The organism is Saccharothrix saharensis (genome assembly GCF_006716745.1).
GTDB lineage: Bacteria > Actinomycetota > Actinomycetes > Mycobacteriales > Pseudonocardiaceae > Actinosynnema > Actinosynnema saharense.
The window spans coordinates 2,321,709-2,338,361 of record NZ_VFPP01000001.1 but is presented as its reverse complement, the minus strand read 5'-3'; the positions used below and the strand labels follow the sequence as shown (position 1 = coordinate 2,338,361).

Here is a 16,653-nt window from a genome sequence, read left to right as displayed (position 1 = left end):
GCGGGAGATCGACCGGGCCCCTGTATTAGAACCCGAATCGTCCGGTGCGAGCACCCCCTGCCGCGCAGTGACGATATGCGGCTGATCGAGTGGCAATCACGGCGAACGAGCGCTTCCGGTGCGGCGGAAAAGGTTACCGACCGTGCGGTATGTCACATGATTAGGCGATTCGGGTGACTTCTGTCAATACTCCTTACCCGTCGGTAACGTGAGCTGTGGGAGTCCCGTTGGTGCGCAACTTCGTCGTCGGATCGACCGTGCTCGCCGTGCTGCTCGCCGGGTGCGGCGCACCGGACGAGGCACCGGTCAAGACCGGCCCCGGCGTCACCGACGACACCATCTCGCTGGGCGTGCTCACCGACATGACGGGACCGTTCTCGGCCACGTCGCTCATCCGGATCAAGGGCTACGAGCTGTTCCTGAGCGAGCTGAACGAGCGCGGCGGCATCTGCGGGCGCAGGGTCGAGCTCAGGCAGGCCGACCACGGCTACGACGTGAACCGGGCGTTGACCGCGTACTTCGACCTCGAACCGCAGGTGCTCGGGTTCATGGACGTCACCGGCGCGCCGATGACCGAGGCCATCGAGCCGGACCTGATGCAGACCCGCGCCATCGCCGCGCCCGCGTCGTGGTCGGCGAGCCTGCTCGGCAACCCGCACATGATGATCGTCGGCACGACGTACGACCTCGACGTGATCAACGGGCTGGACCACGTGAAGCGGTCCGGCGCGATCCGCGAGGGTGACACCGTCGGGCACGTCTACGTCGACAGCGACTACGGGCGCAACGCGCTGGAGGGCAGCACGTTCGCCGCCGAGCAGTGGGGCATGGAGCTGGTCGCCAAGCCCGTGCCGGAGGTCGCGGACGTGGCCGCGCAGGTCGCCGAGCTGCGTGCGGCGGGTGCGAAGGCGGTGTTCCTCAGCACGTCGCCGCAGCAGACCGCGACCGCCGTGGCCACCGCCGAGCGGCTCGGCTGGGACGTGCCGTTCCTGGTCAACGCGGCGGGCTACGACCCGTTGATCCTCGAGTCGCCCGCGGCGGCGGCCGTGGTGAAGCGGGTGCTGGTGGTGTCGCCGATCGCGCCGTTCGCGACCGACCTGCCGGGGCCGCGCGCGGTCGCGGAGGCGTTCACGCGCAAGTTCCCGGACCTGGAGCCGACCGGGTCGGTGGACCACGGGTACGTGATCGGCGTGGCGTTCGCGGCGGTGCTGGAGAAGGCGTGCGGCGAGCGCGACCTGACCCGTGACGGCGTGCTGCGGGCGTTCCAGGACACCAACCAGGTGGACACCAAGAGCCTCACCGGGTCGTTGCGGTTCTCGCTCGTGGGCCGGCCGTCGGCGACGCAGTCCTACATCGCGCGGCCGGACCCGGGGACGCCCGGCGGGCTGGCCGTGATCGCCAACCTGTTCGAGTCCGACCTCGTGAAGCTGAAGGGCACCCGGGCGAAGTAGCCCCGGCGGGTAGTTTCCGCCGGTCCGGGCGGGGAATCCGAGGCGCATGATCGAGGTGCGCTGGGCGGTGCCCACGTCGGTGGAGCGGGTGTTCGCGGTGCTGGCCGACGGCTGGTCGTACGCGGGCTGGGTGGTGGGCGCGGCGCACATCCGCGAGGTCGACCCGGGCTGGCCGGGCACCGGCACGCGGATCCACCACAGCGTCGGCGCGTGGCCGGTGGCGGTCAAGGACGTCACCAAGGTCCTGAACGTCGACCCACCCCGGATGCTCGAACTGGAAGCCCGCCTGTGGCCCCTGGGAGCCGCGCGCATCCGCTTCACCCTCGCCCCGACCGCCGACGGCTGCGAGGTCACCATGGCCGAAGAGGCCACCAAGGGCCCCCTCTCCCTCCTCCCGGCCTCGGCCCAAGCCCTCTTCCTGACCCCTCGCAACCGCGAATCCCTGCGCCGCCTCGCCGACCAAGCCACCCGCCGCGGCACCCTCTAACCCCCGCGCGTGTCGAACCTCCAGGTCCCGAGTGTCGAACGCTCAGGACCCGAGTGTCGAACGCTCAGGACCCCCGAATTCAACGCTGGGGGCGCGTCCGGGGGGACCTGAACGTAGAACTCAGGGGGCCTGGAGGTTCGACACTCGGGACCTGAGCGTTCGACTCTCGGGGTAGAGGTGGTGGTGGAGGGTGTGGAGGAGGAGGCGGTAGGCGTCGCCGCCCAGGCCGTTGCGGGTCAGGGCGGCACGGGCGGCGTTCGCGCCCGAAGCACCGTGGACGCCGCCGCCGGGGTGGGCCGAGGCGGAGGTCAGGTAGAGGCGGTCGATCGGGGTGTCGGCCCGGCCCAGGCCCGGGATCGGGCGGAACACCAGCTGCTGGTGGATGGCGGCGGTGCCCGAGTTGATCGAACCGGCCACCAGGCTGCGGTTGCGGGTCTCCAGGTCCTCCGGACCCTGCACGACGCGCGCACGGATCAGGTCGCGGAACCCCGGCGCGTGCTGCTCGATCACCTGCTCCACCCGGTCGGCACGGCGGCGCAACCGATCCGCCGACCACCGCTCACCCCGCGGCACGTGCGTGTACGCCCAAGCCGTCTCCGTGCCCTCCGGCGACCGCGTCGGGTCCGTCGTCGTCATCTGCCCCATGATCACGAACGGCAACCGCGGCACCCGGCCGCACGCGATCTCCGTGCTGGACTGGGCCAACCCGTTGAAGTCCCCTCCCAAGTGGACGGTCCCCGCACCGCGCACCTCCGCCGCCGTCCACGGCACGGGCCCGTTCAACGCCCAGTCCACCTTGATCGTCGCGTCGTCCCACTCGAACGCGTCCAGGTCCGACACCAACCGCGCCGGCAGGTGCTCCGGCCCCACCAACCCGAGGTACAACGACGGCGCGGGCACGTCCGCCAGCACCGCCTTGCGCGCCCGCACGTACCCACCCGCCGCGTCACGGACCCCCAGCGCGCGCCCACCGGCCACGACCACCCGGTCCACCGCCCGACCGCACTCCACCACGCCGCCCAACCGCCGCACCATCGCCCGCGTCAGCGCACCGGCCCCGCCCTCCGGCACCGGGTACCCGACGTCCTGCCCCAGCATCGACAGCAACCACCCGAACGCCGCACCGCCCGCCTGGTCCGGCCCCAGGTCGGTGTGCATCGCGTTGCCGGCCAACAACAACGGCGCGCCCTCACCCGAGAACCGCTCGTCCCCGAAAGCCCGCACCGACTGCACGAACGACCGCGCGAACCGCAACGCCTCACCCGCGCCCAACGCGCCCACCAGCCCGGCACCGGCCCGGACCGGCGGGAACGGCCGCATCAACGCCTCGATCAGGTCCGCCCGGACCCGTTCCCACCGCGCGAACTCGGCCCGCCACACGTCACCGTCACCCGCGCCGAACGACTCGACCGACGCCGCCGTCCGGTCCACGTCCTGCGACAGCACCGCGGCCCGGTCGTCCGGGAACACGTGCGCCAGCACCTCCGGCGCCCGCCGCCACCGCAGCCCGTGCCGCTCCAACCCCAACCCCGCGATCACCGGTGACGCCGCGCCCAGCGGGTAGAACGCGCTGAACAGGTCGTGCCGGAACCCCGGCTCGGTCAACTCCGCCGTCCGCACCGCACCGCCCGGCTCGTCGGCCGCCTCCAGCACCAGCACGTCCCACCCGGCGTCGGCCAGCAGGTTCGCCGCCACCAGCCCGTTCGGGCCCGATCCGATGACCACCGCGTCCACGACATCGCTCAACGCACATCTCCCTGGCTCTGATGCGCCGGCCGGCCGAAGCCCAACCGCCGCCACCGTCCCACGTGGCGCGGCGCGAGCGGCCCCCACGTCCCGCGCCCCTCCGCGACCGCCGCCACGAACTCCGCCAACGCCTCCCGCGGCGGGTGCCGCGGTTCCCAACCCAGCGCCCTGATCCGCGTGCAGTCCATGAGGGACGCCTGATCCGCCAACCGGAGCCAGCCGGGGTGCAGGGGTTGCACGCCCAGCCGCCACGTCGGCCACGCCACCGCGCGCAGCACCGCGAGCGGCACGGGCAGCAGGAACCCGCCCAGCACCGACGCCAGCTCACGCGCGCTCAACGGCGGATCGGCCGCCACGTTGAACGCGCCCTCCGCCCGGTGCGCCAGCACGACCCGGATCGCCCGCGCCACGTCCTCGGCGTGCACGACCTGGGCCCGCAACCCCGACCACAACGGCATCGGCAGCCACCGCCGTCCCACCAGCCCGGCGGGCAGCAACGGGCTCAGCACCCACCGGGCCAGCTCGCCGCCCGCGTCCGGCTGCACGATCGCGCACGGCCGCACCACCGCCACGCCGGGACGCCCGGCGAGCATCCGCTCCAGCTCGGCCTTCTGCGTGCTGTAGGCACTGCCGGGCACCCCGCCGCACGGCCACTCCTCGTCCACCGGCGCCGGAGAGGGCGTGTACGCGGCGACCGACGACGCCACCACGACGTGCGGCACACCGGCACGCTCCGCCGCACGCAGCACGTGCGCGCTGCCGACGAGGTTCGTCCGCCGCATGGCGGGCTCACCTGTCGTGGGCTGCACGGCCCACGCCAGGTGCACCACCGCGTCCGCACCGGCGAACGCCCTGCTCAACACCACATCGGCGGCCGGCGCACCGAGGTCGCAGCTCACCCAGCCAGGTGAATCGGGCGGCACGTGCCGGGCGATGCCGACCACCGTGTCGCCCGCGTCCGCGAGCACCCGGAGCAGGGCCGTCCCCACGTTGCCGCTGGCACCCGTGACGACGACCCTCATGGCCGCCGGGTACCCCTACTTGCCGCCGCCAAGCCCGGCACGCCGCAGCGCTTCGGCCATCGCGCCGTTCGCGGGCGGGCGCTCCTGCTGACGGGGCTTGCCGCCACCACCGCCACCGCCACGCGGCCCACGCTGATTGCCACGCGGTTCGCGCTGCTCACGCGGCTGCTTGCGGCCGGGCTCGTCCTCCAGCCGCAGTGTCAACCCGATCCGCTTGCGCGGGATGTCGACCTCCAGCACCTTCACCCGCACCACGTCACCGGACTTGACCACGTCCCGCGGGTCCTTGACGTAGGTGTTGGACAGCGCCGAGATGTGCACGAGGCCGTCCTGGTGCACGCCGACGTCCACGAACGCGCCGAACGCGGCCACGTTCGTCACCACGCCCTCCAGCACCATCCCGGGCTCGAGGTCGGAGATCTTCTCCACGCCGTCGGCGAACGTGGCCGTCTTGAACGCGGGCCGGGGGTCGCGCCCCGGCTTCTCCAGCTCGCGCAGGATGTCGGTGACGGTCGGCAGGCCGAACCGCTCGTCCACGAACTCCTGCGGGCGCAGCGACTTGAGCACCGCCGTGTTGCCGATCAGCTGCTCGCCGCCTGCCCGCTCCTGCATCCGCCGCACCACCGGGTACGCCTCGGGGTGCACGGCGGAGGCGTCCAGCGGGTCGTCGCCGTTCGGGATGCGCAGGAAGCCCGCGCACTGCTCGAACGCCTTCGGGCCCAGCCGCGCCACGTCCTTCAACGCGCGCCGCGAGCGGAACGGGCCGTTGCTGTCGCGGTGCAGCACGATGTTCTCGGCCAGGCCCGCGGTGATGCCGGAGACCCGGGTCAGCAGCGGCGCGGACGCGGTGTTCAGGTCGACGCCGACGGCGTTCACGCAGTCCTCGACCACCGCGTCCAACGAGCGCGACAGCTTCGACTCGGACAGGTCGTGCTGGTACTGGCCGACGCCGATCGACTTGGGGTCGATCTTCACCAGCTCGGCCAGCGGGTCCTGCAAGCGGCGGGCGATGGACACCGCGCCGCGCAGCGACACGTCCAGCCCGGGCAGCTCCGCCGAGGCGAACGCCGACGCGGAGTACACCGACGCGCCCGCCTCGGACACCACGGCCTTGGTCAGCTTCAGCTCGGGGTGCCGCTTGAGCAGGTCGACGGCCAGCTTGTCGGTCTCCCGCGACGCGGTGCCGTTGCCGATGGCGACCAGCTCCACGGCGTGCTTCTTCGCCAGCACGGCCAGCTTGGCGATCGACTCGTCCCACCGGTTCGCGGGCACGTGCGGGTAGATGGTGTCGGTGTCGACGACCTTGCCGGTCGCGTCGACCACGGCCACCTTCACGCCGGTGCGGAAGCCGGGGTCCAGGCCCATGGTGGCCCGGGTGCCCGCCGGCGCGGCCAGCAGCAGGTCGCGCAGGTTCGACGCGAACACCTTCACGGCCTCGTCCTCGGCGAACGCCCGCAGCCGCGACCGCAGGTCGATGCCCAGGTGCACGAGGATGCGGGTGCGCCACGCCCAGCGGACCGTGTCGGACAGCCAGCGGTCGGCGGGCCGACCCCGGTCGTCCACGCCGAACCGGGACGCGATGCGCGCCTCGTAGCCGGTGGGCTCGTCGGAGTCGGCCGGGTCGAACTGGAGGTCGAGCACCTCTTCCTTCTCGCCGCGCAGCAGCGCGAGGATGCGGTGCGAGGGCAGCTTGGTGAACGGCTCGGAGAAATCGAAGTAGTCGGAGAACTTCGCCCCGTCCTCCTCCTTGCCCTCCCGGACCTTGGACGCGAGCCGGCCCTGGGCCCACATGCGCTCGCGCAGCTCGCCGATGAGGTCGCCGTCCTCGCCGAACCGCTCGACGAGGATCGCCCGCGCGCCCTGCAGCGCGGCGGCGGCGTCGGGGATCTCCTCGGTCACGAACGCCTTCGCCACCTCCTGCGGGTCCTGCGCCGGGTCGCCCAGCAGGCCGTCGGCGAGCGGTTCGAGGCCCTGCTCGCGCGCGATCTGCGCCTTGGTCCGCCGCTTCGGCTTGTACGGCAGGTAGAGGTCTTCCAGCCGGGCCTTGGAGTCGGCGGCCAGGATCGAGGCCTCCAGCGCCTCGTCCAGCTTGCCCTGCGACCGGATGGACTCGAGCACAGCCGCCCGGCGTTCCTCCAGCTCGCGCAGGTAGCCCAGCCGCTCCTCCAGGGTGCGCAGCTGGGCGTCGTCCAGCGCGCCGGTCGCTTCCTTGCGGTAGCGGGCGATGAAGGGGACGGTGGAACCACCGTCGAGCAGGTCGACGGCGGCGCTGACCTGCCCGGCCCGCACCCCGAGCTCGTCGGCGATCCTCTGGTGAATGGCTGTGGTCACAGCGAGCCATTGTGCCCTGCCCGCCGGGGCACGTTCGGGCACCCCGACCCGGCCGGCTGGGCCGACCGGATCAACGCCGGTCCGCCCGCCGGCACCGCCGTCATGGGAAGAGCTTGGTGAGGACCGCGACGTCCGACTCGTCCTCGGGCAGGTACATCGCCTTGACCACCATCCCGCGCTGCACCTGCGGGATCGACATTGGCGGCAGCTTCTTGTCCTGCGTCACGTCGAACGTGGTGCCGTCCGGTCGGGTCACGCGCAGGGTCAGCCGCAACGCCGTCCGGCCGTCGGGCGCCTGTCCGGTCGGGAGCATGTCCAGCACGACGGCGCTGGTCTCGACGCCCTCCTCGGTGATGCGGAGCTGGTGCGGCGTCAGGATGCCCTTGGCCACGTGCACGCGGTCGAGGGCGGCTTGGAGCTCGTGCGGCGGCGCGTCCGTGGCGAGCACGGCGCGGCCGTCGGACAGGTAGCGGACCGGCAGGATCGCGCCCGGCTGCACGACGGACAGCTCCGTGATGTCGACGACCTGCCGCGCGGTGGCCGGGAACGAGCGGCCGTCCGCGGTGTCGACCTGGAGCCGGATGTCGAGCTGGGGCTGGTCGTTGACGGTCAGGCCGGTCCGCGCCACGCCCACGACCGTGCCCATGCCGATCGGCGCGCCGCGGAACTCCTGGGGCACGCCGCCGGTCAGGGCCGCGAGGCCGCCGCCGAACAGCCCGCTCATCGAGAACAGGCTGGGCACGGCGAACAGGAGGATGAACGGGCCGGCCAGCCACCCGTTCAGCCAGGCGAACACGTCGTCGCCCGCGAGGCCGCCCGCGACCCACGCCGCGGTGAGGCCGAGCCCGACGGTGAGACCGAGCCAGGGGAGTGCCTTCATGGTGTGTCGTCCTTCCGGGGGTCAGCGGTGGGCACCGAAGAAGTCGGCGAGGCCGATGCCCAGGGGCACGACCCGGCCGTCACCGCGCGCGGCGGCGAGGAGTTCGCCCGCGGCGACGGCCGTGACGCCGTCGGGGCCGACGAGGGCGCGGTCCACCCGGGAGTCGACCGCCAACGTGGCGGTGACCTGCCCGGTGGCCAGGGAGACGAGGCTGAGCGCCACGCCGGGGTCGTTCACCGAGCGCTGGTGCTCGACCAGCACGTGCCCGGTGGCGGCGGCGACGGCGGTGACGCCGTCGACCACCAGCCGCGCGCCGTGGAACGCGGTCGTGCCGACCGGTACCTCGCGGCCGTCGGCCGTGACGCGGACCAGCACGCTGCCCGGCGCGCCACCGGGCGCCTGCCGCAGCGCGACCCGTTCGACGCCGGAGTCCAGCGACGCCTCGACGCCGGTCGCGCTGGTCGGCGCGCCGGGGCCGCGCTGCACCGAGAGCCGGCCGGACCAGGCGGCGGCGGTCGCCGCGTCGACCGGCGTCGCCGCCACCTCGTCCAGCCCGATCGCCACCACCCCTCCGGTGGCGGTCATGGCCATCACCCGGCGGGCGTCCGGGTCGTAGGCGTAGGCCGTGCGCACGGCGGCGAACGCGTCGCCGAGCCCCGGCACGCCCGCCCCCTCGGCCACCACCGACCCGTCGGCCAGCGCGACCACGACCAGGCCCGAGTCGGTGGCCAGGTAGGCGTGCCGCTGCCCGGCGGCCAGCACGGACGCCTCCCAGACGAGCCGGTCGGACAACTGGGTGTCCCACAGCACGTCGCCGGTGGCCGGGTCGGTGGCCGCGAGCCGCACCTGGAACAGGTCCTGCGTCATCAGCTGGAACATGCCGCGCACGCCGTGCCGCGCGTAGGGGGCGAGCACCACGTCCCGACCGTCGACCTCGGCGAACGCGAACCCGGACTGCATCTCGACCTCGGGCTCCGGTGAGACCGCGTAGGACCCGCCGAAGAACAGCAGCGCGAACAGCGCGAGCGGCAACAGCAGCAGCGGCAGGACGCGTCGGCGAGGTGGCGGCGGGGTCTGGTAGGGCATCACCGGCGGGTACTGCGGCGGTGTCCGGTACATCGGGTCCCCCGTTCTGTCGTGGTGGCGCAAGCGTCGGGCCCGCGGGCCGCCTACCGGTCCCAGGAACGCGGCGCGCGAGTGCGCCACCAGCGGTGATCGGGTTCGACTAGGCTCGGGCCGGTGAGCACCGCCCGAGCCGTGCCGACGACGCTGCCGCGGGGCGCGCTGGTCGCGCGGGCGTGGGCCGGGCTGGGTGACGCGGTCGCGCCGCTGAGCAACGCGGCGGGCCGCCCGCTGACCCGCACGGTCAAGCTGGTCCTCGACCCGCTGGTGCTGCGTCCCGTGCTGAACCCGGAGTTCGCGGCGGGCGCGGTCGCCGCCGAGCACGCCGACGCGCTGGTGTCCCGGATCCTCGACGCGGGTCCGGTGCTGGCCGCGACCGCGAGCTGGTTCGTGGTGCTGAAGAAGGAACGCCGCCGCCGGTGGATCACCGACGGCAACCCGCAGGACCTCTACTTCCAGCGCTGCTTCGAGCTGGCGACGGCGCACGGCGGACCCGGCCCGGACGCCGCCGACATCGCCGCCGACGTGCTGGAAGAGGTCCACGGGCGCGAAGGGCCGACCGTGGCGGCACTGCGCGACCACCTCACCGATCCGGCGAACGCGGGTGAGCTGACGGAGCTGCTGGCCTCCGCGTGGGCCGCGCGCGCCCCGGTGGCGGTGACCGCGATGGCGACGTCCCCGTTCCTGGCCACCTGCGCCGTCGCGCCCGACCGGGCCCTGTTCGGCGCGCTGGTCGCGGGCCGGGCCGGCACCGCGGGCGCGGTCGGGCTGCACCGGCCGGGCGTGGCGCTGGCGCACGGGCTGACCTCGCGCGACGTGCCCGTGCGGCCCGAGCTGGGACGTGGCGCGTCGAAGGCGAACCTGCCCCGGCCGTTCGACCGGTCGATCCTGGAACGCCTGTTCGCGCCGCTGACCAACGCGGCGCAGCGGGCCGGGCTGGCCGACGTGCCGACGTTGGTGCGGCGGGAGATCGCCCGGTCCGCCGGGCCGTGGCAGCTCGCCGACGAGGAGAGCCGGCTGGTCGTGGTGCTGGGTCGGGACGCGTCCGCCGACCTCGCCGGTCCGCCGGCGGGCGAGCCGGGGTCGGCCGCTGCGCGGTTGCGGTCGAGGTGGGAGCGCGAGGCGTACGTGCACCGCGTGCTGCGCATGCCGTCGGCCGCGCCGCCGGAGGTCCGCGCGGACGTGCGCGGTGTGCGGGAGGCGTACCTGCGGCGGCTGTGGGCGCGCGTGCACGGCCGCGAGCTGCGCCACGACCCCGTGGCGTTCGACCAGGTGTGGGACGTGCTCGACGGCGTGCTGCGGTCGGTGATCCTGGACCAGCGCGACCGGCTGCGCTCGGCGCTGGAGCGGGAGGCGGTGGCATGAGGGTGACCCGCGGGTCCGAGGTCGTCGTCGGCGACTGGCCCACGTCGCCCGAGGTGGTGGCGCTGCTGGAGTGCTCGGGCGCGTTGCTGGCGTGGGACGTCCTGGTCGACGCCCCCGTGCCCGCCGCGCGGGTGCACGACGTGGACCGTGCGGCGGAGTGGCTGTGGGAGGTCTACGGGGACGCGGCGGACGCGATCCTCGGCGGTGCGGCGGAGGTGGGTGAGCCCGGTCCCGGTGACCGGCGCGTCCGTGACGCGTGCCGGCGGGTGGCGCAGCTGAACTGGGCGAGCGCGTGGTGGCCCGCGTCGGTGACGGCCGGCGTGCCCGCGTTTAACACCGCCGTGCTGCACGCGGAACTGGCCGTCGAGGTGTCCGCCGTGGAGCACCTGCTGGACGATCCGGACGCGGTGGAGCGGGCGTTGGCGGCGGTCGTTCCGCTCGACGCGTCCGACCCCGCGTTGACCGCCCTGGCCGGGCGTGTGTCCGCCCTCGCCGAGGACTACGGCGTGGTCCTGCCCGCGGCGGAGGTGCCTCGCCAGTCGGGTTTCGCCCTGGCGGCCGGAGGTCTCGACGGCGGCCGCGGCGGGATCGCCGCCTTGTCCGGTTCGTCCACTGTGGACTGGTCGTTGGTGCCGCACGGTGCGGTGGACGCCGCCGCGCCCGCCACGTGGGCCGTCGTGCGGCGGCAGGGGCGCACGGTGGTGGAGGTCTCCGTCGTGCCCGGGCCGAAGCCGGGAGCCCGGTTGGCGGCACGGTTCGGTGACGTCGAGGTGGCGTTGGACGGCGTCGACGAGGTGGGTCGGCTCACCGGGTCCACGCCGGTGTCGGCGGCGGTGCTGCTCCTGCCGCCGGACCGGCGCGAGCTGGTCGTCTACGCGCCGGACTTCGCCGAACCGGCCGCGCCGGACCCCGCCGCCGGGCCGCGCCGTGCGGCGATCATCGCCTACGCCCGAGCCCGGACCACCTCGCCGACCGCGACGCTCACCGAGCGGACGGCGCGGTGAGCGACTGGTCGGCGTCGCACGACGAGGGCGTGCGGCTCGCCGCCGACGGTGACGTGGCCGGCGCGCGTGCGGCGCTCGAAGCGGCCTTGACGGCGGCACCCCCGGCAGACCGCCCGCACGTCCTGGTGAACCTGGCGCACGTGGTCGACCTGGCCGGTGAACGGCAGCTCGCCGTGGACCTGCTGACCGAGGCGATCGAGGCGGGGGAGGGGCAGGTCTGGGTCATGGCCCTCGCCTCGCGCGCCGACCTGCTGCCCTGGCTGGACCGGTGGGACGAGGCGTGGCGGGACGTCGAGGGCGCGTTGGCCGACGCCGACGCGACGGGTGAGGTGGTGCTCCGCACCTCCCGCGTGGGCCTGCTGATGGCGGCCGGCCGGCTCGCGGAGGCCGAGGCGGAAGCCACCCGCACCGTCGACCTGGCCGCGCGGCACGCGCCGGAGTACCTGGAGAACCTGTACGCCGGCCTGGCGCTCCTGGCCGACGAGGCGGGTGACGAGCGGCGCGCGGCGATGTACCGCATGCTGGCGGACAACCCGGGCCGGCAGCCGCTCGGCCCCCGGTGGCGGCGGTTCGTGGAGCTGAACGCCGAGGGCGTGGCGCTGCTGGCGGCAGGCGACCGCGCCGCCGCCAAGTCGGCCTTCGACGCCGCCTACCTCGAAACCCTGGACGTCGACGACGTCGAAGCCGTCGTGTGCCGGGCGGGTGTCGCGGGCAACCTCGCCGGCGTCGCCGACCACCCCGACGACGTCGTGCGGTGGAGCACCGAGGCGGTCGAAGCGGCACGGGAGGCGTTGAGCCAGGTCGGCGACGCGTACGGGTCCGCCACCGTGCTGGTGAACGCGCTGGTGTCACGTGCCGCGGCACGACAGCGGCAGACGCGGCTGCCCGAAGCGCTGGCCGACCTGGACGACGCCCTCGACATCGTCACGGCCGCCGACGACGGCGAGTCGCACGAAGCCACCGTCCGCGCCCTGCGCGCCCGCGTGCTCGCCACCGGCGGCTGGTTCGCCGAAGCGGCGGACGAGGCGCGCCGAGCGCTGGACCTCGCCTACTCCGCCGCGCCCGCGCTGGCCGCGTCCGTCCACCTGACGTGGGCCGAGATCACCAGCGCGACCGGCGACCTGCCCGGCGCTTCCGAGCACCTGGCCCTGGCCCGCGAGCTGAGCGCCGCCACCGGCGACGTCCCGGGCGAGGCCACCGCCCTGCTCAGCGCCGCGCGCCTGGCCTACCTGGCCTCGGACGCCGACCGGGCCGACGCCCTGTACGACGAGGCGGACGCCCTGCTCGCCGACGACCCCGGCCGGCGGGCGGTGTGCCTGCACGGTCGGGCGGCGGTCGCGGTGCTGCGCGGCCGGCCGCGCGAGGCACTGGCGCTGGCCGACCGCGCGCTCGCGCTGCTGGGTGCGGCGACCCCGTTGCAGGAAGTGGCCGTGCACCAGGTGCGGGGTTCGGCGTTCGAGGCGGCGCGGGACTTCGCCGAGGCCGAGGCCTGCTACGCGCGGGCGGCGGAACTGTGCGAGGCGGCCGGGCTGTGGCACGTCGCGCTGGGCATGGCGTGGTGGCGGGCGGACGCCCTGGTGCGCCGGGCCGCGGCGGTCACCGGGGACGAACGCCGCCGGCTCGGCCACCGGGCGCTGGACCTGGCCCTGCCCGCCGCGCTGGCGGCGGAGGCCGTGCGGCAGCGGTTCCCGCACGGGCCGCTGCGGGAGCGCTGGGTGGCGTTGGCCTCCGCACCCGCGACCCGCACGGCGTTCCTGGCGATCCGGGCGGTGCAGGACGTGACCCTGGCCGCCGAGTACGTCGACCACGTCGCCGGCTCGGTGTCCTTGCAGGCGGAAGGCGCCGGGCACGTCGAACGCGGTGAGCTGGTGGCGCTGCCCGCGCCGCCGGTGGTCGAGGCGCACCTGCCCTACGCCGCCGCCGGCCTGGCCACCGGCGCGGACCCCGCCACCGGCTTCGACCTGCCGCCGAGGGTCCGGCTCGACCCCGCCGTGCCGACCGCCCTGGACGCCTGGATCGACGTGGCCGAACGCCGCTACGGCTTCCCCGTCCGCTCCGGCCGGGCGGTGGCGTCGTGGTGACCGTCCAGCTCAAGCTCGTGGACGCGGGCGACCTGTACGTCTCGTGGCGCTGGGAGCACGAACCGGCCGAGCCGCGCGTCGTGGCCGTGCCGCGCGACCTCGTGCACGCCACGCTGACCGAGTGGGCCGAAGCGGTGCCGTCGCCGTTGCCGGGGGAGACCGCCGACCAGGCCCTGCGCCGCGCGCTCACCCGCGGCCCGCTCGTGGACCACGACCGCGAGCGGGACCTGGCGACCAGGCTGGCGCGGGCGTTGATCCCGCACCGGCTGGCGGTGGAGCTGAACGCGTTCCTCGGCCGGGGGATCCGGCCCCACCTGCGCGTCCAACCGTCCCCGTCGACCGCCCTGGTGCCCTGGGAAGCCCTGCGGATCGACGACGGGCTGCGGGCGGTCCACGACGCCACGATCTCGGTGCTGCCACCGGCCACCGTGGGCAACGCCGCCGCACGCCGCGTCAGCCCGTTCGATCCACAAGGGACGGTCGTGGCCGTGCTGGACCCCGTCGTGCCGGGGTTCGCCGACCACTCCGGCCTGGGTTCGGTCCTCGGCCCGGCGGACCTGGCGGCGCTCGGCGGCACGCGCCGCGACGACCTCGACCGCGACCACCTCGAACGAGCCCTGGCCACCGCGTCACGCCTGCTCTACGTCGGCCACGTGACCACCGGCGAGCACGGCCTGGACGCGCGCCTGCACCTGTCCTGCACCGCCGACACCGAGGGCCGGGCCGCGCCGATCGGCGCCCACCGCCCCCTGACCGCCGCCGACATCGTGCTGGGTCACCGCGCCGGCCCGGTGCGCCCGTGGCGCATCCCCGCGCGGGTGGCCCTGGTGGCGTGCGAGAGCGGCGGCGACGTCCGGTTCGCCGAACCGTCCGGCCTGGTCACCGCCATGGTGCACGGCGGCGCGGAGCACGTCACGGCGACGAGGTGGACGTTGCCGACCGACGAGGGGCTGCGCCGACTGGTCCCCGGCTTCCCCCCGACACCGGTCCTCGCGCCGACCGTGCTGGCGGTCGACGCCGCCCACCGCGCGCCCGACCCGGTGACCGCGCTCAACGAGTGGCAACGTGCCGCCGCCACCCGGTGGGAGGACACCGGCGACCTCACCTGGTCACCGCTCGTCTGGGCGGCGTGCACCACGACCTGGGCACCGTCACCCCGCCGTGCAGTTGGGACCGGTAGGGGACCGGACGGTGCGTAACGTCCCTCGCCGAGAGGGGTGAGGACGTGTTCGGAACCAGGGACGAAGCGCTGTACACCAGGGTGCGGGAGCTGGAAGGCCGCGTCGAACGGCTGACCGGCCTGCTGGGCAAGCTGACCGACGACGAGGAGCGGTACGCGCGGCTGCACGGGCTGGCCGAGCGGACCGACGGCGCGTTGCGGTCCCTGGAGGCGCGCGCGGCGTCGGTCGGGGTCGGCCAACCGCGCTTCCAAGCCGCGCTGGACACCGTCTACCACGCGAAGACGTTCGGCTACGTGGCCGTGTTCTTCGTCGGCGGGCGGACGTCCCGGCTCCGGCTGCTCGTCGGGACCGCGAACCCGCCGGAGACCAGCGTCGGCTACGCCGACTCCAGCGCCGACCTCAACTCCTACATGGGCGTCGTCGTCCGACCCGGCGAGTACTGGATGGTCAGCAGCCCGCGGCCGGGCCGGGAGTACGGGTTCGAGTGCGTCTTCACGCCCATCTTCTGAGCTTCGGCCCGCCTCGGCCTACGTTGCGCGGCGGTGGCGCTCCGGACCTGCGCCCCATGGAGGGCGTTCGAGCGCCTGAATGAGTGGAGCCGAGCGGCCCGGAGAGTCAAGGAGCGGCCGGCCACCGGTCACGAACCGGTGGGAGAACCGCGACAACTGATGAACCGTGCCGCCGGCGGGAACGGGACAGCGCGGCGGCGTGTGTGATGGGAGGGAACCGCATCGCCGTCCACGAGGGGAACGTCCGTGGTGAACGTCCGAGCGCGTGACCGGGAGTCCGCGCCGACCTGCCCCTTCCGCCATGACGAGGCACTGGAGCCCGACCCGTTCCTGACCCGGATGCGGGTCGAGGCGCCGGTCGCCAGGGTGCGCATGCCGTACGGGGAGGGCGAGGCGTGGCTGGTGACGCGCTACGACGACGTCCGGGCGGTCACCTCCGACCGGCGGTTCAGCCGGGCCGCGCTGATCGGACGCGACTTCCCGCGCATCACGCCGGCGCCCATAGCCCAGCGCGAGGCGATCAACCTGATGGACCCGCCCGCGCTCAACCGGGTCCGCAGGCTGGTCGCCAAGGCGTTCACCACACCCCAGGTCGAGGCGCTGCGACCGTGGACGCGCCGGACCGTCCACGCCCTCCTCGACGCCATGGTCGAGCACGGCCCACCGGCCGACGTGGTCGAGCACCTGGCGGACCGGCTGCCCCTGATGACGATCTGCGAGCTGCTGGACATCCCCGAGCCGGACCGGCCGCGGGTGCGGGCGTGGGCGGCGACCATGATGTCGATGAGCCCCGCCGACCGGACCGCCGCCGCCGAGGCCAAGGCCGCCATGCGCGGCTACTTCGACCAGCTCACCGCCGCCCGCCGCCGCGACCCGGGCGACGACCTGATCAGCGCCCTGGCCACGGCCCGCGTCGGTGACGACGTGCTCGCCGACGCCGAGCTGTCCGTGCTGGCCATGCTCCTCGCCGTCACCGGCCACGACACCACGACCTACGAGATCGGCGACATCACGTTCACGCTGCTCACCCACCCCCGGCACCTGGCCCGGCTGCGCGCGGAGCCGGAGGTGGTGCCGCGGGCCGTCGAGGAGCTGCTGCGGTACATCCCGTTCCGGCAGGGCGTCGGCATCCCGCGCGTCGCCCTGGAGGACGTCGAGCTGGGCGGCGTGACGATCAAGGCGGGTGACGCGGTCCACGTGTCCTACTTGACCGGCAACCGCGACGAGCTGGCCTACGACCGCCCCGACGAGCTCGACTTCGACCGCCGCGACCCCGCGCCGCACCTGACGTTCGGCCACGGCGGGCACCACTGCCCGGGCTCGCACCTGGCCCGCATGGTGCTCCAGGAGGCCGTCGGCGGGCTGCTCGCGCGGTTCCCGACCCTGCGGTCGGCGGTCCCGGCCGCGGAGGTGCGGTGGAACACCGTCTCGATCTGGCGGTACCCGCTGGCCCTGCCGGTCACGTGGTGAGGAG

At 74.5% G+C, this 16,653-nt stretch carries 13 protein-coding genes; 8 read left to right on the top strand and 5 right to left on the bottom strand.

Translation table 11 applies throughout. From position 1 onward, the window contains the following. The first annotated feature begins 230 nt into the window (after positions 1-230). Entirely contained in the window at positions 231-1,451 is a 1,221-nt protein-coding gene (locus FHX81_RS09375) for an ABC transporter substrate-binding protein (RefSeq protein WP_141976982.1), read from the top strand. Between the two features lie 46 nt (positions 1,452-1,497). Beyond that, positions 1,498-1,938, top strand: coding sequence for an SRPBCC family protein (locus FHX81_RS09370; RefSeq protein WP_141976980.1), 441 nt, complete (start codon positions 1,498-1,500; stop codon positions 1,936-1,938). A 120-nt stretch (positions 1,939-2,058) separates the two neighbouring features. Here FHX81_RS09370 and FHX81_RS09365 read toward each other — a convergent pair whose 3' ends face one another. From FHX81_RS09365 to FHX81_RS09345, 5 genes are all read right to left on the bottom strand, one after another. After that, entirely contained in the window at positions 2,059-3,684 is a 1,626-nt protein-coding gene (locus FHX81_RS09365) for a phytoene desaturase family protein (protein WP_141976978.1), read from the bottom strand. Next, a complete protein-coding gene (locus tag FHX81_RS09360; RefSeq protein WP_141976976.1) occupies positions 3,681-4,706 on the bottom strand; it encodes an NAD-dependent epimerase/dehydratase family protein in 1,026 nt (341 codons plus the stop codon). Before FHX81_RS09360 ends, FHX81_RS09365 begins: the two co-directional genes overlap by 4 nt. Positions 4,707-4,721: 15 nt before the next feature. Further along, positions 4,722-7,037, bottom strand: a complete 2,316-nt coding sequence (locus tag FHX81_RS09355) for a Tex family protein (protein WP_141976974.1) — start codon at positions 7,035-7,037, stop codon at positions 4,722-4,724. 100 nt (positions 7,038-7,137) lie between these two features. Further along, positions 7,138-7,917 carry a hypothetical protein gene (locus FHX81_RS09350; RefSeq protein WP_141976972.1) on the bottom strand — a complete coding sequence of 260 codons (780 nt, stop codon included), beginning with the start codon at positions 7,915-7,917 and terminating at the stop codon, positions 7,138-7,140. Between the two features lie 21 nt (positions 7,918-7,938). Next, positions 7,939-9,036 (bottom strand): PA2928 family protein, encoded by a 1,098-nt coding sequence (locus FHX81_RS09345; RefSeq protein WP_141976970.1) that lies wholly within the window; start codon positions 9,034-9,036, stop codon positions 7,939-7,941. 120 nt (positions 9,037-9,156) lie between these two features. Between FHX81_RS09345 and FHX81_RS09340 the strand changes: the two genes are divergently transcribed. From FHX81_RS09340 to FHX81_RS09315, 6 genes are all read left to right on the top strand, one after another. Next, positions 9,157-10,404: a hypothetical protein gene (locus tag FHX81_RS09340; protein ID WP_211363440.1), complete on the top strand. Its 1,248-nt coding sequence runs from the start codon at positions 9,157-9,159 to the stop codon at positions 10,402-10,404. Continuing rightward, on the top strand, positions 10,401-11,408 hold the full coding sequence (locus FHX81_RS09335; RefSeq protein WP_141976968.1) for a hypothetical protein: 1,008 nt from the start codon (positions 10,401-10,403) through the stop codon (positions 11,406-11,408). Before FHX81_RS09340 ends, FHX81_RS09335 begins: the two co-directional genes overlap by 4 nt. Beyond that, positions 11,405-13,489, top strand: a complete 2,085-nt coding sequence (locus FHX81_RS09330; RefSeq protein WP_141976966.1) for a hypothetical protein — start codon at positions 11,405-11,407, stop codon at positions 13,487-13,489. Before FHX81_RS09335 ends, FHX81_RS09330 begins: the two co-directional genes overlap by 4 nt. Beyond that, positions 13,486-14,688 (top strand): CHAT domain-containing protein, encoded by a 1,203-nt coding sequence (locus FHX81_RS09325; RefSeq protein ID WP_211363439.1) that lies wholly within the window; start codon positions 13,486-13,488, stop codon positions 14,686-14,688. The genes FHX81_RS09330 and FHX81_RS09325 overlap by 4 nt, the downstream gene beginning before the upstream one ends. A 26-nt stretch (positions 14,689-14,714) precedes the next feature. Further along, positions 14,715-15,179 carry a hypothetical protein gene (locus FHX81_RS09320; RefSeq protein ID WP_141976962.1) on the top strand — a complete coding sequence of 155 codons (465 nt, stop codon included), beginning with the start codon at positions 14,715-14,717 and terminating at the stop codon, positions 15,177-15,179. Positions 15,180-15,425: 246 nt separating this feature from the next. After that, positions 15,426-16,649 (top strand): cytochrome P450, encoded by a 1,224-nt coding sequence (locus tag FHX81_RS09315; RefSeq protein WP_211363438.1) that lies wholly within the window; start codon positions 15,426-15,428, stop codon positions 16,647-16,649. The last annotated feature ends 4 nt before the right edge of the window (positions 16,650-16,653 follow it).

Bases quoted from the DNA above. Each gene is read 5' to 3' on its own strand.
- FHX81_RS09335 (WP_141976968.1), top strand. From the start codon at position 10,401: ATGAGGGTGACCCGCGGGTCCGAGGTCGTCGTCGGCGACTGGCCCACG.
- FHX81_RS09350 (WP_141976972.1), bottom strand. From the start codon at position 7,917: ATGAAGGCACTCCCCTGGCTCGGTCTCACCGTCGGGCTCGGCCTCACC.
- FHX81_RS09345 (WP_141976970.1), bottom strand. From the start codon at position 9,036: ATGTACCGGACACCGCCGCAGTACCCGCCGGTGATGCCCTACCAGACC.
- FHX81_RS09360 (WP_141976976.1), bottom strand. From the start codon at position 4,706: ATGAGGGTCGTCGTCACGGGTGCCAGCGGCAACGTGGGGACGGCCCTG.
- FHX81_RS09370 (WP_141976980.1), top strand. From the start codon at position 1,498: ATGATCGAGGTGCGCTGGGCGGTGCCCACGTCGGTGGAGCGGGTGTTC.